Source organism: Agrococcus versicolor (assembly GCF_039531815.1).
Taxonomy (GTDB): domain Bacteria; phylum Actinomycetota; class Actinomycetes; order Actinomycetales; family Microbacteriaceae; genus Agrococcus; species Agrococcus versicolor.
This window is the reverse complement of sequence record NZ_BAAAQT010000010.1, coordinates 43,056-63,656: the sequence shown is the minus strand read 5'-3', so window position 1 is coordinate 63,656 and position 20,601 is coordinate 43,056. Positions and strand designations below refer to the sequence as shown.

The window sequence follows — 20,601 nt, the reverse complement described above, 5'->3', positions numbered from 1 at the left end:
GCTCGTCGCCAGCATCACCGACGACGCCTCGTCACCCACCTGCTGCAGCACCGCATCCTCAGGCACGTCGACGGTGCGACCGGGCAGGAAGAGGCGCTCGCCGCCCAGCGCGACGGCCTGCTCGCCCACGAGCGTCACCGACACGTCGTCGACGTCGGCCAGGCCCTCGCGGGGCTCGCGCGACGTCTCGACGAAGGTGCCGTCGTCATCGAGGGACCAGCGCACGACGGCGCCCTCGCCCGGCGAGGCCACGGCGACGCTGCCGTCGAGCCCGACCGCGAGGGCCGCGCCGTCGCCCAGCTCGGCGAGCGGCTCGAGCGCCTCGGCGTCGAAGCCGCCGACCTCGGCGACCGGCAGCGCCCACAGCTCGCCCTCGGGCGACAGGATCGCGGCGGTGCCGCCGCGCTGCTGCACCTGCGTGTCGGGATGGAGCGGCACGGTCGCACCCAGCGTCATGGATGCGGGGTCGACCTGGATGAGCGCGCCGTCGCCGTCGCGGACGAAGACGGCGTCGCCATCCTGCAGCACGTCGAACGTCGTCGAGCCGGACGGCACGAAGAACCCGCCGTCGAGCTCCTGCGCCTGCACGTTCAGATGCCCGACCTGCGCATCCGACGTGCGCGTGACCCACACGCCGCCGTCATGCAGATCGACGTCCGTCTGCGTGAAGCCCTCGTACGTGAAGGCCAGCACCCCGAGCGCGATCGCGGCGGCGGACACGACGGCGACGGACGCGGTCGTCCTCCGACGACGCTTCATCCAGCGCAGCACGCCCACGGCACCCTCACCTCTCGGCCCGACGCACCGATCATGCCCTACGCGGCCCCCGAAGCGCTGAGCACCCCCTGAGCGATCCTCTGCTCAGGGGGTGCCGGCGATGCGGACGCGAGGTCAGGCGCGCGTGGCCTCGTACTCCTCGAGGCGGCGCGACTGCTCGGTCTCGTACTCCTCGAGCGCCGCGGCGTTCTTCGCCTTCGCGCGACGACCGCGGCGGGCGACGATGCCGCCGAACCAGATCGGCACCTCGCGTGCGAGCACGAACGTGACGATCGCCGCCGGCGCGAGCAGCAGCTGCCCGAGGTCCGACAGGCCGATCGTCGTGACCGCCGTGACGTCCCACGGGTTCGACTGCGTCTCGAGGAACGCGCCGACGACGTGCGCGGCGTACGCGAGCAGGGCGAGGATGAAGCCGCCGAGCACGTGCGCCCACCAGCCGGCGCGGTTCACGATGATCGTCGTCAGCCAGTAGGCGACGAAGAAGACCGCGACCGGCAGCAGCCACGACGGGCGCAGCCACACGGTCTGCAGGAAGTCGTCGAGCACGAAGTCGCGGTCGAAGAGGAACTCGACGGCGAGGAAGGCGGCGGCGAGCAGCGCTCCGAAGATGAGCGTCGACAGCAGCACGACGAGGAAGCCGACGCCGCGGGCGCCCTTCTTCCGCGGCGGCGTCGCGCTCTCGACGAGCACGATCGGCGTGCCGGTCGCGGCGGCGCGCGCCGTCTCGTCGTCGACCGAGATCGACCCGAGGCGCTCCGTGCGCTGCTCGGCGGGCTGCTCGGTCGTCGTCGTCGTCGACGCGGTCGCGGGGGCGACGGCGGGCTCGTCGACCTCGAAGCGCGGCTCGTCGTCGCGCGTCACGGGCATCGCCTGCGTCGGCGCGGGCTCGCGGTCGCGGTCGGAGGTCGTGGTCGTCTCGGCGGCCGCCGACGACTCGGCGGGGGTCGAGGCCGCTGCGGGCGTCGACGCCGCGCCGACGGCACCTGCCCCGGCGAGCGCGCCGACGCCGGCGAGGCCCGCGAACGGGGCCGTGTCGGCGAGGTCGGGCCGCTGGTCGCCGCGCAGGCTCAGGCTCGGGCGACGAGGCTCGACGAGCTCCGGCGGATCGTTCGACTCGCCCGTCTCGACGGTGCGCGACGACGCGAGGGCGTCCTCGGCGGCCGGATCCGGGTGCGTGACCTCGGAGGAGTGCTCGACGGGCTCGTCGGGGGCGCGCTCGATCGACGACCGCTCGGCCTCGGCGTCGTGCTCGGCAGCGACCGGGGCGTCGTGCCCGTGGCCTCCGTCGTGCTCGGCGTCGTGCCCGTGCCCGGCGTCGTGCGCGTGCCCGGCGTCGTGCCCGTGTCCGGCGTCGTGCGCATGGTCCGGGTCGTGCGACGGACCGCGCAGCGTCGACGGCGCGATGACCGTCGGCTCGATGTCGCCGCCGCCCGCGTCATCCCAGGAGCGCTGCCAGTCGTCGGCCTCGTCGACGGGCTGGGCCGCCTGCGCCGGGGCGTCGCCCTGCGACGGCAGCTGCTGCGTCGGCGCATCGGACTGCACGGGCATCTGCTGCGTCGGCGTCTCGCCGTCGTCCACGAGCCCCTGGTGCGCGTCGTGGTCGGACACCGACGTCGAGGCGTCGTCGGCGGGCTGCCGCGGCTGCGAGCCCTCGGCGTCGCCGGGCCAGCCGTCGCGGTTCGTCGTGTCGCTCATCCATCGCTCCTCGCTCGTCAGCGCAGCATGCTGCGCTGGTGGCCGAGTCTAGGCAGCGGGTGACACGGACCCCGGGAGGCACGCGGGGCGGCGGGCGAGGCAGCCCTTCGAGGCTCGCTCCGCTCGCACCTCAGGGACCGGAGGTGGGGAGCCCCTCGAGGCTCGCACGGCTCGCACCTCAGGGACCGGGGTTGGCTCCGCTCGCACCTCGGCGACCGGGGGTGGGCAGCCCTTCGAGGCTCGCTCCGCTCGCACCTCAGGGGCCGGGGGTCGCTCCGCTCGCACCTCGGCGACCGGGGGTGGGCAGCCCTTCGAGGCTCGCTCCGCTCGCACCTCAGGGGCCGAGGGGGGGCTCCGCTCGCACCTCAGGGACCGGGGGGCTCCGCTCGCACCTCAGGGACCGGGAGGGCTCCGCTCGCAGTTCGGGGACCGGGGTGGCTCCGCTCGCACCTCGGGGACCGGGGGTGGGCAGCCTCCCCCACCCGCTCCCTGAGGAGGCCGCGAGCGGAGCGAGCAGCCGTCTCGAAGGGCGAACGCCGAAGGGGCCGTGCCTCGCGGCACGGCCCCCTCGGGATGGATCGATCGGTCGATCAGCGGTAGACGCCCGGCTCGTCGCCGAACGAGTCGCCCGACGTGAACGAGTCGAAGTCGACGAAGTCCAGGTCGCCGTCGCCGAACGACGACGAGTCGCCGAACAGTCGGTTCGGGTAGCGCTCCGCCTTGGCCTCCTCGGTCGCCTCCACCTCGACGTCGCGGTACCGGTGCAGACCGGTACCCGCCGGGATGAGCTTGCCGATGATGACGTTCTCCTTGAGGCCGACGAGGGAGTCGGTGCGGCCGTTGAGCGCCGCCTCCGTGAGCACCTTCGTCGTCTCCTGGAACGAGGCCGCGGACAGCCACGACTCCGTCGCGAGCGACGCCTTCGTGATGCCCATGACCTCCTGGCGAGCGGACGCCGTCTTCTTGCCCGACGTCAGCGCCGCACGGTTGAGGTCGTTGTACCGCATGCGGTCGACGAGCTCGCCCGGCAGCAGGTCGGTCTCGCCGTGGTCGACGACGGTGACCTTGCGGAGCATCTGACGGACGATGACCTCGATGTGCTTGTCGTGGATCGGCACGCCCTGCGAGCGGTACACGTCCTGGACACCCGTCACGAGGTGCTTCTGCACCTCGCGGATGCCGCGCACGCGCAGCACCTCCTTGGGGTCGACGGCACCGATCTGCAGCTGCTCGCCCTGCTCCACGTGGTCGCCGTCGGCGACCAGGAGCGTCGAGCGACGGAGGACCGGGTAGGCGATCTCCTCGCTGCCGTCGTCGGGCACGATCACGATGCGCTTCGACTTGTCGTCCTCGTCGATGCGCACGCGGCCTGCGGCCTCGGCGATCGGCGAGGCGCCCTTGGGCGTCCGAGCCTCGAAGAGCTCCGTCACGCGGGGCAGACCCTGCGTGATGTCGCTCGCGCCCACCGAGCCACCGGTGTGGAAGGTGCGCATCGTGAGCTGCGTGCCGGGCTCGCCGATCGACTGTGCCGCGATGATGCCGACGGCCTCGCCGATGTCGACGAGCTTGCCCGTGGCGAGCGACCGGCCGTAGCAGGCCGCGCACACGCCGGTGGCCGACTCGCAGGTCAGGACCGAGCGGACCTTGACCTCCTCGACGCCTGCCGCGACGACCGCGTTGATCTGCACGTCGCCGAAGTCGGTGCCTGCCGCTGCGAGCACCGTGCCGTCGGGGGCGACGACGTCGGCTGCCAGCGTGCGGGCGTACACCGAGGACTCGACGTTCTCGCCGCGGACGAGCACGCCGTCGACCTTCTCGCCGATGGGCATGTCGAGACCGCGCTCGGTGCCGCAGTCGTCCTCACGGATGATGACGTCCTGCGACACGTCGACGAGTCGACGCGTGAGGTAGCCCGAGTCGGCGGTACGCAGCGCCGTGTCCGCGGAGCCCTTGCGGGCACCGTGGGTGGCGATGAAGTACTCGGCGACCGACAGCCCCTCGCGGTACGAGGAGATGATCGGACGGACGATGACCTCGCCCTTCGGGTTCGTCACCAGGCCGCGCATGCCGGTGATGTTGCGCACCTGGATCCAGTTGCCGTTCGCGCCTGCGGTGACCATGCGGTAGATCGAGTTGTTCTCGTCGAACGCCGCGACCGTCGCCTTCTGGACGTCGTTCGTCGCGTTCGTCCACAGCTCGGTCAGGTCCTGACGACGCTCGGCATCGGAGATGAAGCCGTTCTCGTACTGGTCCTGGATCTTCTGCGCGTCGACCTCGGCCTTGCCGACGATCGCCTTCTTCTCCTTCGGCGTGATGACGTCGGAGAGCGCGACCGAGATGCCCGAGCGCGTCGCCCAGTGGAAGCCGGCGTCCTTGATCTTGTCGAGCGTCTCCGCCACGACGACCTTCGGGTACCGCTCCGCGAGCGCGTTGACGATGAGGGAGATGACCGGCTTGGTCGTCGCCTCCTGCACGAACGGGAAGTCGTCCGGCAGCGTCTCGCTGAAGAGCGCACGGCCCAGCGAGGTCTCGAGCAGGAAGGTCTCGCCGTCGACGAAGCCCTCCGGCCGGTCCTCCTCGCGGAAGTGCAGGCCGTCGATGCGGATCTTCACGAGCGCGCCCAGGTCGAGCGTGCCCTGATCCATCGCCATGATCGCCTCGGCGACGGACGCGAACGCGCGGCCCTCGCCGATCGCGCCCGGCTTCACCGTCGTGAGGTGGTGCAGACCCGACACGATCTCGTGCGTGGGCAGCGTCACCGGACGGCCGTCGGACGGCTTCAGGATGTTGTTCGACGCCAGCATGAGGATGCGGGCCTCGGCCTGCGCCTCCACCGACAGCGGCAGGTGCACGGCCATCTGGTCGCCGTCGAAGTCGGCGTTGAACGCCGAGCAGACGAGCGGGTGCAGCTGGATGGCCTTGCCCTCGACGAGCAGCGGCTCGAACGCCTGGATGCCGAGACGGTGCAGCGTGGGCGCACGGTTCAGCAGCACGGGGCGCTCGGAGATGATCTCCTCGAGCACGTCCCACACCTGCGGCTTCGCCCGCTCCACCATGCGCTTGGCGTGCTTGATGTTCTGCGAGTGCTGCAGGTCGATGAGGCGCTTGATGACGAACGGCTTGAACAGCTCGAGCGCCATCTGCTTCGGCAGGCCGCACTGGTGCAGCTTGAGCTGCGGGCCGACGACGATGACCGAACGGCCCGAGTAGTCGACGCGCTTGCCGAGCAGGTTCTGGCGGAACCGGCCCTGCTTGCCCTTCAGCATGTCCGAGAGCGACTTCAGCGCGCGGTTGCCGGTGCCCGTGACGGGACGGCCACGACGGCCGTTGTCGAAGAGGGCGTCGACCGCCTCCTGCAGCATGCGCTTCTCGTTGTTCACGATGATCTCGGGAGCACCGAGGTCGAGCAGGCGACGCAGGCGGTTGTTGCGGTTGATGACGCGACGGTAGAGGTCGTTCAGGTCGGAGGTCGCGAAGCGGCCACCGTCGAGCTGCACCATCGGGCGCAGCTCCGGCGGGATGACCGGGACGACGTCGAGGACCATCGCAGCCGGGTTGGTGCCCGTCTGCAGGAACGAGTTGACGACCTTGAGGCGCTTGATCGCACGGATCTTGCGCTGGCCCTTGCCCTCGGCGATCTCGCGGTGGAGATCCTCGCCCTCGGTCTTGAGGTCGAACGCGAGCAGGCGACGCTTGATCGCCTCGGCGCCCATGTAGCCCTCGAAGTAGTCGCCGAAGCGGTCGACCAGCTCGTGGAACACGGCGTCCTCGGGCTTCAGGTCGCCGACCTTCAGCGAGCGGAAGTCGTCGAACACGCGCTCGAGGTGCGCGATCTGCTCGTCGGTGCCCTTGCGGATCTGCGCCATCTCGCGCTCGCCCGCGTCGCGGACCTTGCGCTTCTGGTCGGCCTTCGCGCCCTCCTCCTCGAGCTGGGCGACGTCGGTCTCCAGCTGCTGGAGGCGCTCGGCGATCGCGGAGTCGCGACGCTTCTCGAGCTCGGCCATCTCGAGGCGGATCTCCTGCTCGATGCCGGGCAGGTCCTCGTGGCGTCCGTCGACGTCGACCTCGATGATCATGTACGCGGCGAAGTAGATGACCTTCTCGAGGTCCTTCGGCGCCATGTCGAGGAGGTAGCCGAGACGGCTCGGCACACCCTTGAAGTACCAGATGTGCGTCACCGGGGCGGCGAGCTCGATGTGGCCCATGCGCTCACGGCGCACGGACGACTTCGTGACCTCGACGCCGCAGCGCTCGCAGACGATGCCCTTGAAGCGGACGCGCTTGTACTTGCCGCAGGAGCACTCCCAGTCCCTGGAGGGACCGAAGATCTGCTCGCCGAACAGCCCATCCTTCTCGGGCTTGAGCGTGCGGTAGTTGATGGTCTCGGGCTTCTTCACCTCGCCGTGGGACCACTTGCGGATGTCATCCGCCGTGGCCAGGCCGATCCGGAGCTCATCGAACGTGGTTGCGTCGATCAATGCTTGCTTCCTGTCAGTTCTGAATCTTGGGGCGGCCGGATCAGATCTCGTCGATCGACGAGAGCTCCGGGCGAGAGATGTTGATGCCGAGCTCCTCGGCCGTGCGGAGCGCCTCGTCCTCGTCGTCACGCAGGGTGACGACCTCGCCGGCGGCGTTGAGCACCTCGACGTTCAGGCAGAGCGACTGCATCTCCTTCATGAGCACCTTGAAGGACTCGGGGATGCCGGGGTCGTGGATGTTCTCGCCCTTGACGATCGCCTCGTACACCTTCACGCGGCCGACGATGTCGTCGGACTTCACCGTGAGGAGCTCCTGGAGCGTGTAGGCGGCGCCGTATGCCTCGAGCGCCCACACCTCCATCTCGCCGAATCGCTGGCCACCGAACTGCGCCTTGCCGCCCAGCGGCTGCTGGGTGATCATCGAGTACGGGCCCGTCGAGCGCGCGTGGATCTTGTCGTCGACGAGGTGGTGGAGCTTCAGGATGTACATGTAGCCGACCGAGATCGGGTACGGGTACGGCTCGCCCGAGCGACCGTCGAACAGTCGGGCCTTGCCCGAGCCGTCGATGAGGCGGTCGCCGTCGCGCGTCGGGAGCGTCGAGTCGAGGAGACCGATGATCTCCTCCTCCGTCGCACCGTCGAACACCGGGGTCGCGACCTTCGTGCCGGGGCCGGCCTTCAGGATCTCCTTGGGCAGGTTCTTCGCCCAGTCGGCCTTCGTGTCGGCATCCCAGCCCGTCGCCGCGATCCACCCGAGGTGGGTCTCGAGCACCTGGCCGAAGTTCATGCGCTTCGGGATGCCCAGCGGGTTCAGGATGATGTCGACCGGCGTGCCGTCGGGGAGGAACGGCATGTCCTCCTCGGGCAGGATCTTCGCGATGACGCCCTTGTTGCCGTGACGGCCGGCGAGCTTGTCGCCCTCGGTGATCTTGCGCTTCTGCGCGATGTAGACCACGACCTTCTCGTGGACGCCCGAGCCGAGCTCGTCGTCGCCCTCCTCGGCGTTGAAGTGCTTCACCGCGATGACGGTGCCCTGCTCGCCGTGGGGGACCTTGAGCGACGTGTCGCGGACCTCGCGGCTCTTCTCGTTGAAGATCGCGCGCAGCAGGCGCTCCTCGGCCGACAGCTCGGTCTCGCCCTTGGGCGTGACCTTGCCGACGAGGATGTCGCCGGGCGACACCTCGGCGCCGATGCGGATGATGCCGCGCTCGTCGAGGTCGGCCATGAGGTCGAGGCTCACGTTGGGGAGGTCACGGGTGATCTCCTCCTTGCCGAGCTTCGTGTCGCGCGCGTCGACCTCGTACTCCTCGATGTGGATGGACGAGAGGACGTCCTCCTTCACGAGGTTCTGGCTGAGGATCATCGCGTCCTCGTAGTTGTGGCCCTCCCACGGCATGAACGCCACGAGGAGGTTCTTGCCGAGCGCGAGCTCGCCGTTCTCGGTCGCGGGACCGTCGGCGAGGACCTGACCGACCTCGACGCGGTCGCCTGCCGAGACGATGACGCGGGTGTTGTACGACGTGCCCTGGTTCGAGCGGTCGAACTTGCGCAGGTAGTAGTCCTGCGTGCCGCCGTCGTCGAGCTGGATCGTGACGACGTCGGCCGACACCTCGGCGACGACACCGGCCTGCTCGGCGGTGACGACGTCGCCGGCGTCGATCGCCGCGAAGCCCTCCATGCCCGTGCCGACGAGCGGCGAGTGGCTGCGGAGGAGCGGCACGGCCTGACGCTGCATGTTCGCACCCATGAGGGCGCGGTTCGCGTCGTCGTGCTCGAGGAACGGGATGAGGCTCGTCGCGACCGACGCCATCTGGCGGGGCGAGACGTCCATGTAGTCGACGTCCTCGGGGGCGATGAGCTCGACCTCGCCGCCCTTCTTGCGGATGAGGACGCGCTCGGAGGTGAGCTTGCCGTTCGCGTCGAAGGGCGAGTTCGCCTGCGCGACGTAGTGCTCGTCCTCCTCGGAGGCCGTCAGGTAGTCGATCTTCTCGGTGACGACGCCGTCGACGACGCGACGGTACGGCGTCTCGATGAAGCCGAACGAGTTGATGCGGCCGAACGTCGCGAGACGACCGATGAGACCGATGTTCGGGCCTTCCGGGGTCTCGATCGGGCACATGCGGCCGTAGTGCGAGGGGTGCACGTCTCGCACCTCGACGCCTGCGCGCTCGCGGCTGAGGCCACCCGGGCCGAGGGCCGACAGCGTGCGCTTGTGGGTCAGGCCCGCGAGCGGGTTGTTCTGATCCATGAACTGCGACAGCTGCGACGTGCCGAAGAACTCCTTGATCGCGGCCGACACGGGTCGGACGTTGATCAGGGTCTGCGGCGTGATGGCCTCGATGTCCTGCGTGGACATGCGCTCGCGGACGACGCGCTCCATGCGAGCCAGGCCCGTGCGGACCTGGTTCTGGATGAGCTCGCCGACGGCGCGGATGCGACGGTTGCCGAAGTGGTCGATGTCGTCGGTGTCGAGGCGGACGTCGACGGCCTCGCCCTTGCGGACGCCCGGCAGGGTCTCCTGCTCGGCGTGCAGCGCGACGAGGTACTTGATCGTCCCGACGATGTCGGCGACCGACAGCACCGAGTCGCTCATGGGCACGTCGATGCCGAGCTTGCGGTTGACCTTGTAGCGACCGACCTTCGCGAGGTCGTAGCGCTTCGGGTTGAAGTAGAAGTTGTCGAGCAGCGCACGCGCGGCCTCGGCGGCGACCTGCTCGCCCGGACGGAGCTTGCGGTAGATGTCGCGGAGGGCGTCCTCCTTCGACATCACCGGGTCCTTCTCGAGGGTGGCGAGGATCGACTCGTAGCCCGCGAACTCGCGGGCGATGTCCTCGGCCTCGAGGCCCAGGGCCTTGAGGAAGACCGTGACCGACTGCTTGCGCTTGCGGTCGATGCGCACGCCGACGGCGTCGCGCTTGTCGATCTCGAACTCGAGCCAGGCACCGCGGCTCGGGATGATGCGAGCGGAGTAGACGTCCTTGTCGGAGGTCTTCTCGGCCGTGCGCTCGAAGTAGACGCCCGGCGAGCGGACGAGCTGCGACACGACGACACGCTCGGTGCCGTTGATGATGAACGTGCCCTTCTGGGTCATGAGCGGGAAGTCGCCCATGAAGACCGTCTGCGACTTGATCTCGCCGGTCTCGTGGTTCATGAACTCGGCGGCCACGTAGAGCGGCGCCGCATACGTCTTCGAGCGCTCCTTGCACTCGTCGATCGTGTACTTCGGCTCCTCGAGGCTCGGCTCGGAGAAGGAGAGCTGCATCTTCTCGCCCAGGTCCTCGATGGGGGAGATCTCCTCGAAGATCTCCTCGAGGCCCGACTGGCGGGAGATGTCGTCGCGACCCTCCGCGTCAGCGAGGGCGAGCCGGTCCTGCCAGCCCTTCGATCCGATGAGCCACTCGAAGCTCTCGGTCTGGAGAGCGAGAAGGTCGGGGACCGTCAGGGTCTCGGGGATCTTCGCGAAGCTCAGACGGGCGGCGCTGCGCCCGGTGATGGCATCTGCCAAGGTGACTACCTCCGTGCCGCATGCGGGTTGCAGCCGCTGCGGGTCGACGTCGTAAGGTGAGGTGCTCGCTGTCTCCGACTGCGCTGTGGGCGCACGCCGACCGCAATATGAGGGCATGGGGAGTCCAGGAGCAAAGTCCTACGATACGCCCGGGCGATTCGCGTGTCCACTCCCCGGCGTGTCTCAGGACCCGGATCCCGTGCGCTGGGGGCGAACGCCGGCGGTGGCGGGTGCGCGACCGGGGCTCCGTGCGTCGACTGGTCACGATCTGCGCCGACTGGTCGCGATCTGCGCCGATCAGTCACAATCTGCGCCCGACCGGTCGCCATCTGCGCCGACCGGTCACGATGCGTTGCCGACCGGTCACGATCTGCGCCGACCGGTCACGATTTGCGCCGACCGGTCACGATCTGCGCCGACCGGTCACGATCCGTTGCCGAGCGGTCCACATCTGGACCGCTCGCCCGTCGAACGGTCCAGATCTGGACCATTCGACCTCCCGCCGGGCACAGAGGTCCAGAGGTGGACCACTCGCTGCCCCGTTCCGGCTCAGCCCTCGATCGGTCACGATCGGCGGCCGAGCGGTCGACATCTGCGCCTCCGACCCGTCGAACGGTCCAGATCTGGACCGTTCGAGGTCCCGCCGAGCACAGTGGTCCCGATCTGGACCGGTCGAGCCGTCGGATGGGCCAGCAGGGACCGATCGACGCTCGGCGCCGCGCCCTCGGCTCGGCACCGTGCCGACGGGGAGGGCACGGGCAGGCAGGATGGAGGCGTGACCGGCCTTCCCTCGACGACGCTCTCGAACGGCATGCATGCCGAGATGCGCTTCGCCGGCGAGGGCGGATACCAGCTCGTCGTCGACGGCACCCCGCAGTCGCACGTCGACCCCGAGCGGCCCGAGCTGCTCGTCTACGAGTACGTGCAGCGCATCGGGCACGTGCTCGACGCCATGCGACCCGGACCCCTCACCGCCGTGCACCTCGGCGCCGGCGCGCTCACCCTCCCCCGCTACGTCGCGGCGACGCGGACCGGATCGCGCCAGCAGGTCATCGAGCTCGAGCCGGGGATCGTCGAGATCGTCCGGGAGGTTGCCCCGCTCCCGCGCGAGGCGAGCATCCGCATCCGATACGGGGACGCGCGCGCCGTGCTCGAGCGCCTGCCCGCCGGCCTCATGGGGGTGTGCGACCTCGTGGTGGTCGACGTCTTCGCCGGATCGCAGACGCCGGCGCACGTGACGTCGCTCGAGTTCCACGAGCGCGTGCGCGCCCTGCTCGCCCCCGACGGCGTGCTGTGCGTCAACCTCGCCGACGGGAAGGAGCTGCGCTTCGTGCGCTCGCAGCTCGCGACCCTCTCGACCGTGCACCCGCATGTCGCGGCCATCGCCGACACCGGGTTCCTCAAGGGCCGTCGCTACGGCAACCTCGTCGCCGTCGCCTCGGCCCAGCCGCTGCCGCTCGACGGCGTGCCCGCCGCGCTGCAGCGCGACCCGTGGCCCGCGAAGGTCGTCGTCGGCGACGAGCTGCGCCGCTTCGCCTCGAGCGGCGCGATCGTGACCGACGCCACCGCGCTCCCCTCTCCCCCGCCCAGCCGCTCCGTCTTCGGCTGACGACGCACTCGGTCGGCGCCCTCGACCGCCGCCGTGCTCGCCCATCCGTCGGCGTGTCTTCGGCACCCCGGGCGATGCGCCCCGATCCCGTCGGCGGTCGGGTGCAGGATGTGGCCATGCATGCGGTGCTCGGGTTCGACGTGACGACGTTGCGTCCCACCGTCGACGTCGCGGCCGCGACCGCGCGCATCGACGCGATCGGGCTGTCACGGGCGATGGCCGACCTCGCCGAGCGTGCGTGGCTGCTGCTCGCCGTCGGCCGCACCGACGAGGCCGCCGGCAGCGCGGCGCGGGCGCTCATGGTGGCGCGCGCCACGGGCGATCGGCGCGAGAGCGCGCGCATGCGGCTGCTGCGCGCCGCGATCGCCGTGGGCAGCGGACGCGTGCCGGCTGCGCTGCGCGACTGCGACTCCGTCGTCGACGAGGCGCGCGCATCGGGGTGGGATGCCGTGCTCGCCGAGGCGCTCCACGAGCGAGGCGTCGCGCGCTTCGCGGCGCAGCGCTGGCGCGAGGCGGCCGACGACCTCGGCGAGGCGCTCGCGCTGCTGCGCGAGGCCGAGGCGCCGCTGGAGGAGATCGACGCCGCGGAGGTGTCGCTGCTCGTCGCGCTCGACCGCGCCGATCGCGCCGACGGTGCCACGGGGCGTGCGCGGCCGACGCATCCGCTCTTCGGCCGCTGAGGGTCGCGAGCGCCGGGCGGCCGTGACCGCCGGGCTCATGAGTGGTCGCGTCCTGCGACACGCGGCCCGCTCGAGGGGTCACGTCCTGCGCCCGCGTCGTCGAGTGGTCGAATGCTGCGCGGCCGCAAGATCGATCGGTCCAGATCTGGACCGTTCGACGGGTCTCACGCGCAGAACGCGACCGATCGGTCGCAGAACGTGACCAGTCGCCGCCAAACGTGACCGATCGGCCGCAGAACGTGACCAGTCGACGCAGAACGCGACCAGTCGACGCAGAACGCGACCAGTCGACGCAGGAAGCGACCAGTCGACGCAGGACGCGACCGGTCGAGCCGTACCCCGGGCGCTCACGCCAGCATCCGCTCCGCCACGGAATGCGTCGCATGTGTTGCGTCAGGGTCACGGAAGCGTGACGATCCGCATCCGTCACGACCGAATCCATTGTCGAGAGCATTACCTGCGCCCTACGCTCACGGAAACCGGAACGCCCGTCGCGACGGACCGAACCTAGGGAGCACCGATGGCACGACGTCCCATCCGCATCCTCGCGAGCCGAGCCGGCTCGCAGGCGATCACGAGCGAGCTGACGAGGCGAGGCTTCCTCGCCGTCGCAGCCGGATCCGGTGCGACCGCCTTCCTCGCCGCGTGCTCCGGCCCGTCGACGAGCGCGGCACCCGAGGCGAGCGGCGGCGCCCTCGAGGACGCCCTCGCCATCTACACGTGGGGCGAGTACGACGCCCCCGAGGTGCTCACCGAGTTCTCCGACTCCGAGGGCCCGCAGATCACGCTCGACTCCTACTCCTCGAACGAGGAGATGATCGCGCGCCTCGTCGCCGCGAACGGCACCTCCGGCTTCGACATCATCGTGCCCACGGGCGTCTTCATCCCCCAGCTCATCGAGCAGGGGCTCGTGCAGGAGCTGAACCTCGACCTCATCCCGAACCTCGCGAACCTCGACCCCGCGTTCGCGGCGCAGGACTGGGATCCCGAGAACGCCTACTCGATCTGCAAGTGCTGGGGCACGACGGGCTTCGTCTACGACTCGACCGTCATCACCCGCGACCTGCAGACGTGGGAGGACTTCATCGACGCCGCGCAGAACGAGGCCAGCGGCCGCACGAGCCTGCTCGACGCCCCCGAGGACCTCACGGGCATCTACTTCTGGGCGAACGGCATCGAGTGGACGACCACCGACGACGCCGACCTCGACGCCGCCGAGGACTTCCTCGTCAACACGCTCGCACAGCACATCTCGGCCTTCGACTCCTACCCGGGCTCGGGCGCGATGCAGCAGGGCACCCAGGTGCTCATGCAGTGCTGGAACGGCGACGCGCGCCTCGGCATCCTCGAGTCGGAGGACCCGGACCGCTGGCAGTGGCGCCTCGGCGCTCCTGACACCGAGCTGTGGATGGACAACTGGTGCATCCCCGTCGGCGCCCCGCACCCCGAGGCGGCCCACGCCTTCATCGACTACGTGCTGCGCCCCGAGGTCTCGCTGCAGGAGCTCGACTACATCGGCTACAACACGGGCGTCGCCGGCATCGAGGAGGCCGCGGAGGCCGAGGGCCTCGAGCGCACCGACATCGTGTTCTTCACCCCCGAGCAGCTCGAGACGATGCACAACGGCGAGGTCAACGAGGCGCAGCCGCGCGGCGTCGAGATCTGGAACGCCATGAAGGCCGCGGCGGGTCAGTAGGGATGACCGACACCGCAGCCCAGGCAGCCCTCCACGCCGCCTCCGAGGCGCGTGCCGGCGACGTGACGCTCACGGGCGTCACGAAGCGCTACGGCGACCAGACCGCCGTCGACGGCCTCGACCTCCACATCGCGCAGGGCGAGTTCCTGTCGCTGCTCGGGCCGTCGGGCTGCGGCAAGACGACGACGCTGCGGATGATCGCGGGATTCGAGGAGCCGGACGCCGGCGACATCCGCATCTCCGGATCGTCCGTCGTCGGCGTCCCGCCGCATCGGCGCAACGTCAACACGGTCTTCCAGCAGTACGCGCTCTTCCCCCACCTCACGGTGGCGGAGAACGTCGCGTTCGGGCTGCGCCGCACGCGCGTGCCGCGCAGCGAGATCCGCGACCGCGTCGTGGAGGCGCTCGACATGGTGCGCATGCGCAGCTTCGCCGACCGGCGCCCAGCGGCGCTCTCCGGCGGCCAGCAGCAGCGCATCGCGCTCGCTCGCGCGCTCGTGAACCGGCCGTCGGTGCTGCTGCTCGACGAGCCGCTGTCGGCCCTCGACCGGCAGCTGCGCGAGGAGATGCAGGTCGAGCTCAAGCTGCTGCAGGCGCGCCTGGGCACGACCTTCGTCTTCGTGACGCACGACCAGGGCGAGGCGCTGTCGATGAGCGACCGCATCGCCGTGATGCGCGCGGGCCGCATCGAGCAGCTCGCGGACGCCGACACCGTCTACGGTTCGCCGTCGTCGGCGTACGTCGCGGGCTTCATCGGCAGGCAGAACTTCTTCTCCGGCACGGCCGCGGGCGCGACGGTCGAGGCCGACGGCCTCACGCTGCGCGGCACGGCCGACCTCGTCGCCGGCACCGCCGTGCGCGCCGCGATCCGCCCCGAGGCGGTGCGGCTCGCGCCCGGCGAGGACGCGGGCGAGAACCGCATCGTCGGCAGGCTCGTCGGCATCAGCCACCTCGGCGAGTCGATGCAGTACATCGTCGAGTCCGGCCGGCACTCGATCATCGTGCTCACGCCGCGTCCCAGCGCCCCGAGCGTGCGACCCGGCGACGCCGTGACCCTGTCGTGGGCCGCGTCGGACGTCGCGATCTTCCCCGACGACGGCGCGACCCCCGCGCCCGCGACGGCGGCGGCGTGACGACCACGGCGCCCCCGCAGCAGCGTGCGACGCTGCCGCCGGCTCCGCGCCGCAGGCTGCGCCTGCCGGGCTTCCTCATGGCGCTGCCCGCCTGGTCCTGGCTGCTCGTCTTCTTCGTCGCGCCCGTCGGGCTCGTCATCTACTACTCGTTCGGCTACAAGCCGGGCCTGTTCGCGACGCACGCGACCGACGTCCTCTCCTTCGACCGCTACCTCGAGGCGCTCTCGCCCACCTTCGCCTCCGTGTTCCTCAACACGCTCTGGGTCGGGGTGATCGGCACCATCCTGTGCCTCCTCATCGCGATGCCGGCCGCGTACTGGATCGCGACGAAGGTCCCCGCGAACCGCCGCGGCCTCATGCTCGGCCTCGTGCTCGTGCCGTTCTGGACGAACTTCCTCGTGCGCACCATCGGCTGGCGGGTCATGCTCGCCCCCGAGGGCTTCCTGTCGGAGTGGATGGTGGGGCTCGGGCTCGGACCGATCGAGATCCTCAACACGCGCCTCGCCGTGCTCATCGGCGTCGTCTACAACTACCTGCCGCTCATGATCCTGCCGCTGTACGTCGCCTTCGACCGCGTCGAGGGGCCGCTGCGCGAGGCGAGCAAGGACCTCGGCGCCGACCGCGTGCGCACCTTCCTCACGGTGACGCTGCCGCTCGCACGACCCGGCATCATCGCGGGCGTGCTGTTCGTCTACATCCCGCTCATGGGCGACTACATCACCGCGACCGTGCTCGGCGGCGCCCAGGGCACCATGGCGGGCCAGCTCGTCGCGAGCCAGTTCACGACGGCGCAGAACTGGGCGCTCGGGTCGGCGATGGCCGTCGTGCTCATCCTCACGACCGTGCTGTCGGCCGTCGCCGCCGCCGCGATGCTGTGGCTCGTCACATGGCCGCTGCGGCTCGCGAACCGCATGCGCATCGGGGAGGCATCGTGAGCGAGCGCACCCTCGCGCGTCGACGCAGCGGCAAGCCCGTCACCGACGTGCTGCTGTCGATCTGGGGCTGGCTCGTCATGGCCTTCCTCTTCGCGCCCATCCTCGTCATCGTCGTGTACTCCTTCAACGAGGGGCGGCTGCTCGCGTCGTGGGACGGCTTCGGCTTCGCCGCCTACGAGGCCGCGTTCGCCAACCGGCAGATCGTCGCGACCGTGCTCGTCACGATCCGCGTCGCCATCTGGTCGGCCGTCGTCGCGACGCTGCTGGGCACCATGGCCGGCATCGCCCTCGCGCGCAGGCCCGGACGGTGGACGGCGTGGTTCACGGGCCTGCTGCTGCTCGTGACCGTGACGCCCGAGATCGTGGATGCCGTCGCCCTGCTGCCGTGGTTCGTGCAGCTGGGCACCGAGCTGGGCGTCACGATCCTCAACGACGGCATCGTGCGCCTCGCGATCGGCTCGTCGCTGTTCTCGACCGCCGTGGTCGCCTACCTCGTGCGCTCGCGCCTCATCGGCCTCGACGAGCATCTCGAGCACGCGGCGACCGACCTGTACGCGACGCCGTTCCAGGCGCTCACCCGCGTGACGCTGCCGCTCACGGCGCCCGCGGTCGTGTCGGGCTTCCTGCTCTCGTTCACCCTGAGCCTCGACAACACGATCATCGCCGCGTTCGTCTCGGTGCAGGGCGCGACGCCGTGGCCGGTCTACATCCTCGGCTCGGTGCGATCCGGGCTGCGACCCGAGATCGCCGCGATGTCGACGATCATGCTCGCGCTCACCCTCGTCGTGCTCGTGCTCGTCGCGATCGTGCTGCGGCGCTCGGGCGACTCGACGACGCAGATCGCTCGCACCATGACGGGCGGCTGACGCCGCAGCCCGCCGCCGCATCCGTGCGGCGGCGGGCGACCGGCGCCCGATCGCGAGCGCCGCATGCTCGATGCAGACGACGGAAGGCAGGCTCGTGGTCGACGCGATCTTCACGAACGGACCCATCTACACCGCCGACGCGGCGCGATCGTGGGCGACGTCGCTCGCGATCTCGGGCGACCGCATCGTCGCGGTCGGCCACGACGAGGTGCTCGAGCTGCGCACCGCCGCCACCGAGGTCGTCGACCTGCGCGGCCGGCTGCTGACGCCCGGGTTCGTCGACAGCCACGTGCATCCCGCGTGGGGCGGCCTCGACATGCTGCGATGCGACCTCGCAGGCACCGACCCCGATCGCGACGCCTACCTCGCGACGATCGCGGCGTACGTCGCGAGCCACCCGGACGAGCCGTGGCTGCTCGGCGGCGGATGGGCGATGGCCGCCTTCCCCGGCGGCACGCCCCTCGCATCCGACCTCGACCGCGTCGTGCCCGACCGGCCCGCCTTCATCACGAACCGCGACGGTCACGGCGCATGGGCGAACGCGGTCGCCCTGCGGATGGCGGGCATCGACGCCTCGACGCCCGACCCCGCCGACGGCCGCATCGAGCGGCTCGCCGACGGCTCGCCGAGCGGCACGCTGCACGAGGGCGCCATGACGCTCGTCAACCGCCTCATCCCGGTCGAGAGCCCGGAGCGGATGCGCGAGGGCCTGCTCGTGGCGCAGGCGCACCTGCACTCGCTCGGCGTGACGGGCTGGCAGGACGCCATCCTCGGCGACTACGGCGACGCGCCGAACCCCGGGCCCGCGTACCTCGCGCTCGCGGAGGCCGGCGAGCTCACGGCGCGCGTGCGCGGCGCGCTGTGGTGGGAGCGCGGGCGCGGCGTCGAGCAGATCCCGGAGCTCGTCGAGCGCCGCGCCGCCTGGCAGGCGGGCACGTTCGCGGCGACGAGCGTGAAGATCATGCAGGACGGCGTCGCCGAGAACTTCACCGCGGGCATGCTCGAGCCGTACTGCGACGGCCACGGGCATGCGACCGCGAACGACGGGCTGTCGTTCCACGATCCCGCCGTGCTCGCCGAGGCGCTGCCGGAGCTCGAGCGGCTCGGCTTCCAGGCCCACTTCCACGCGATCGGCGACCGCGCCGTCCGCGAGTGCCTCGATGCCGTCGCCGCCGCGCGGGCGGCGAACGGCTGGATCGACGGACGGCACCACATCTCGCACATCCAGGTCGTGCATCCCGACGACCGTCAGCGCTTCCGCGAGCTGGGCGTCGCGGCGAACATGCAGATGCTCTGGGCCGTGTACGAGGACCAGATGCTCGACCTCACGATCCCGTTCCTCGGCGGCGAGGCCGCCGAGCGCGTGTCGTGGCAGTACCCCTTCGCCTCGCTCGCCGCCGCGGGTGCGACGCTCGCGGCGGGGTCGGACTGGTCGGTGTCGACCCCCGACCCGTGGGCGGCGATCCACGTGGGCGTCACGCGCACCGAGCCGGGCACGCGCGGGCACCGGCCCTTCCTCCCCGAGCAGGCGCTCACGCTGCCGACGGCGCTCTCGGCCTACACGGCCGGCTCGGCCTGGGTGAACCGGTGGGAGTGCGGCACGCTCGCTGCCGGCCGTCTCGCCGACCTCGCCATCGCGAGCCGCGACCCGTTCGGCGGCGATGCCGAGGAGATCGGCGACACCGTCAACGACGAGACGTGGGTCGGCGGGCGCCGGGTGCACGTGCGGGAGTGACGGCCGCGCCGGGGTACGGGTGGGCGCGGCTGCCCCCGGCGTCGGCGGTCGGTGTCACCATGGACGCGTGGGGATGCACGGGGCGCGGGTCGGTGCGCATGGCTGACCTCGACCGCGTGCGCGTGTGGGCCGAGTCGCTCATCCGCATCCATCTCGACGACTCGTGGTCGTTCGGGTTCGACCACGCGCGGCGTCGCGCGGGGCTGACGGACCACGGGGCCCACCGCATCTCGGTGTCGCGCCACCTCGCCGCGCGCTACGAGGACGACGAGGTGCACCAGGTGCTGCTGCACGAGGTCGCGCACGCGCTCGCGGGCTTCGACGCCGGGCACGGCGCCCGCTGGAAGCGCGTCGCGAAGGAGCTCGGCTACGAGGGCGGCCGGCTGCACGACGGTGCGATCGCCACCGAGCTCGCGCCGTGGGTCGGGCACTGCCCCGCCGGGCACGAGCACCATCGCTTCCGCCGACCGACGCGCACGGCGAGCTGCGGCCGATGCTCGAAGGGCTTCGACGCGCGGCATCGCATCGCGTGGAAGCGCGTGCGGTGAGCGCGGGCGCGGGGTTGGATGCGGCTGGCGGCTCGGACGACGTCGGCTCCGACGCGTCGGGTCGCGGCCCACGTCCGGGTGGAGACGGCGTGCTGCTGTCGAGCGGGCAGCGCGCGACCGTCGTGCCGCTGAGCGACGGGTGGGCGCTCGAGATCGACGGCTTCCGCCAGTCGCACGTGGGCGCCGATGCCGAGCCGTCGCCGCACGCGACCGTGCGGTGGATGCTCGCGGCGCTCGCCGGCCCCCTCGCCGCATCCGATGCGCCGCGCATGGCGCACGTCGGGGGCGCGGCGATGAGCCTGCCGCGGCAGGTCGCGCACCGCCGGCCCGACGCCCGGCAGGCCGTCGTCGAGCTCGAGCAGTCGATCGTCGACCTCGTCGTCGCGCACGCGCCTCCCCCGGCAGGCATCGACGTCGCCGTCGGCGAGGGCCGTGCGTGGCTCGAGGCGGCCGCGCCCGCATCGCTCGACGCCATCGTGATCGACGTCTACGCGGGCGGGCGCATCCCACCGGCGTTCACGTCGCTCCAGTGCGCCCTCGCCGCCCGAGCAGCCCTCGCGGACGGCGGCATGCTCGTCGTGAACGGCGTCGCGGGGCCCGAGCTCGACTTCACCGCCGCGCATCTCGCCGCGCTCGAGCGGGCCTTCGGCCATGCGGCGCTCGTCGTGCAGGGCTCGGTGCTCGCGGGCGCCCGGTTCGGCAACGCCGTGCTCGTCGCGAGCGCTCGACCCATCGACGCCGAGCCCATCCGCGCCGCCCTCGCCGGCGATGCGTCGCGCGGGGCGCTCGTCGTCGACGTGTCGCGCATCGTCGCCGATGCCGAGCCGCTGCGCGACGCCGACGAGCGCTGGTCGCCCGAGCCCATCCGCTCGGCCTTCATCACGCCGGCCTGACCTGCGGGGCTCACGTCAGGCGGAGACGCCCACGCTCCGCGAGCGCCGGCC

The 20,601-nt window shown here is 71.2% G+C and carries 13 protein-coding genes; 9 read left to right on the top strand and 4 right to left on the bottom strand.

All coding sequences use genetic code 11. The features are described 5' to 3' along the window. The 4 genes from ABD249_RS16120 to rpoB form a co-directional block, all read right to left on the bottom strand. Nucleotides 1-777: NHL repeat-containing protein (locus ABD249_RS16120; RefSeq protein WP_486303399.1), on the bottom strand; the 777-nt coding region annotated here is incomplete at its 3' end. 114 nt (nucleotides 778-891) lie between these two features. Then, nucleotides 892-2,472, bottom strand: a complete 1,581-nt coding sequence (locus ABD249_RS16115) for a hypothetical protein (RefSeq protein ID WP_344345264.1) — start codon at nucleotides 2,470-2,472, stop codon at nucleotides 892-894. 590 nt (nucleotides 2,473-3,062) lie between these two features. Continuing rightward, on the bottom strand, nucleotides 3,063-6,950 hold the full coding sequence (locus ABD249_RS16110) for a DNA-directed RNA polymerase subunit beta' (RefSeq protein ID WP_344345262.1): 3,888 nt from the start codon (nucleotides 6,948-6,950) through the stop codon (nucleotides 3,063-3,065). A gap of 40 nt (nucleotides 6,951-6,990) precedes the next feature. Continuing rightward, entirely contained in the window at nucleotides 6,991-10,455 is a 3,465-nt protein-coding gene (gene rpoB / locus ABD249_RS16105; RefSeq protein WP_344345259.1) for a DNA-directed RNA polymerase subunit beta, read from the bottom strand. 811 nt (nucleotides 10,456-11,266) lie between these two features. On the opposite strand from rpoB, the gene ABD249_RS16100 reads away from it, so the two are divergent. From ABD249_RS16100 to ABD249_RS16060, 9 genes are all read left to right on the top strand, one after another. Further along, nucleotides 11,267-12,064 carry a spermidine synthase gene (locus ABD249_RS16100; protein WP_344345269.1) on the top strand — a complete coding sequence of 266 codons (798 nt, stop codon included), beginning with the start codon at nucleotides 11,267-11,269 and terminating at the stop codon, nucleotides 12,062-12,064. Nucleotides 12,065-12,180: 116 nt separating this feature from the next. After that, nucleotides 12,181-12,744, top strand: a complete 564-nt coding sequence (locus ABD249_RS16095) for a hypothetical protein (RefSeq protein WP_344345257.1) — start codon at nucleotides 12,181-12,183, stop codon at nucleotides 12,742-12,744. A gap of 520 nt (nucleotides 12,745-13,264) precedes the next feature. Further along, entirely contained in the window at nucleotides 13,265-14,440 is a 1,176-nt protein-coding gene (locus ABD249_RS16090) for a polyamine ABC transporter substrate-binding protein (protein ID WP_344345254.1), read from the top strand. 2 nt (nucleotides 14,441-14,442) lie between these two features. Then, a complete protein-coding gene (locus ABD249_RS16085) occupies nucleotides 14,443-15,573 on the top strand; it encodes an ABC transporter ATP-binding protein (RefSeq protein WP_344345252.1) in 1,131 nt (376 codons plus the stop codon). Continuing rightward, nucleotides 15,570-16,508, top strand: coding sequence for an ABC transporter permease (locus tag ABD249_RS16080; protein WP_344345249.1), 939 nt, complete (start codon nucleotides 15,570-15,572; stop codon nucleotides 16,506-16,508). Before ABD249_RS16085 ends, ABD249_RS16080 begins: the two co-directional genes overlap by 4 nt. Beyond that, on the top strand, nucleotides 16,505-17,374 hold the full coding sequence (locus tag ABD249_RS16075; RefSeq protein ID WP_344345247.1) for an ABC transporter permease: 870 nt from the start codon (nucleotides 16,505-16,507) through the stop codon (nucleotides 17,372-17,374). The genes ABD249_RS16080 and ABD249_RS16075 overlap by 4 nt, the downstream gene beginning before the upstream one ends. Before the next feature lie 70 nt (nucleotides 17,375-17,444). After that, the gene (locus ABD249_RS16070; RefSeq protein ID WP_344345245.1) at nucleotides 17,445-19,109 is read left to right on the top strand and encodes an amidohydrolase; all 1,665 of its coding nucleotides are present in this window, start codon (nucleotides 17,445-17,447) and stop codon (nucleotides 19,107-19,109) included. Between the two features lie 98 nt (nucleotides 19,110-19,207). Then, nucleotides 19,208-19,657 (top strand): SprT-like domain-containing protein, encoded by a 450-nt coding sequence (locus ABD249_RS16065; RefSeq protein WP_344345242.1) that lies wholly within the window; start codon nucleotides 19,208-19,210, stop codon nucleotides 19,655-19,657. A gap of 89 nt (nucleotides 19,658-19,746) precedes the next feature. Beyond that, nucleotides 19,747-20,550, top strand: coding sequence for a spermidine synthase (locus ABD249_RS16060; protein WP_344345240.1), 804 nt, complete (start codon nucleotides 19,747-19,749; stop codon nucleotides 20,548-20,550). Nucleotides 20,551-20,601: the final 51 nt, after the last annotated feature.

What these genes read in the sequence shown, in the direction of transcription:
- ABD249_RS16090 (WP_344345254.1), top strand. Translation starts at nt 13,265, where the DNA reads ATGGCACGACGTCCCATCCGCATCCTCGCGAGCCGAGCCGGCTCGCAG.
- ABD249_RS16115 (WP_344345264.1), bottom strand. Translation starts at nt 2,472, where the DNA reads ATGAGCGACACGACGAACCGCGACGGCTGGCCCGGCGACGCCGAGGGC.
- ABD249_RS16070 (WP_344345245.1), top strand. Translation starts at nt 17,445, where the DNA reads ATGCAGACGACGGAAGGCAGGCTCGTGGTCGACGCGATCTTCACGAAC.
- ABD249_RS16085 (WP_344345252.1), top strand. Translation starts at nt 14,443, where the DNA reads ATGACCGACACCGCAGCCCAGGCAGCCCTCCACGCCGCCTCCGAGGCG.
- ABD249_RS16095 (WP_344345257.1), top strand. Translation starts at nt 12,181, where the DNA reads ATGCATGCGGTGCTCGGGTTCGACGTGACGACGTTGCGTCCCACCGTC.
- ABD249_RS16100 (WP_344345269.1), top strand. Translation starts at nt 11,267, where the DNA reads ATGCATGCCGAGATGCGCTTCGCCGGCGAGGGCGGATACCAGCTCGTC.
- ABD249_RS16065 (WP_344345242.1), top strand. Translation starts at nt 19,208, where the DNA reads ATGGCTGACCTCGACCGCGTGCGCGTGTGGGCCGAGTCGCTCATCCGC.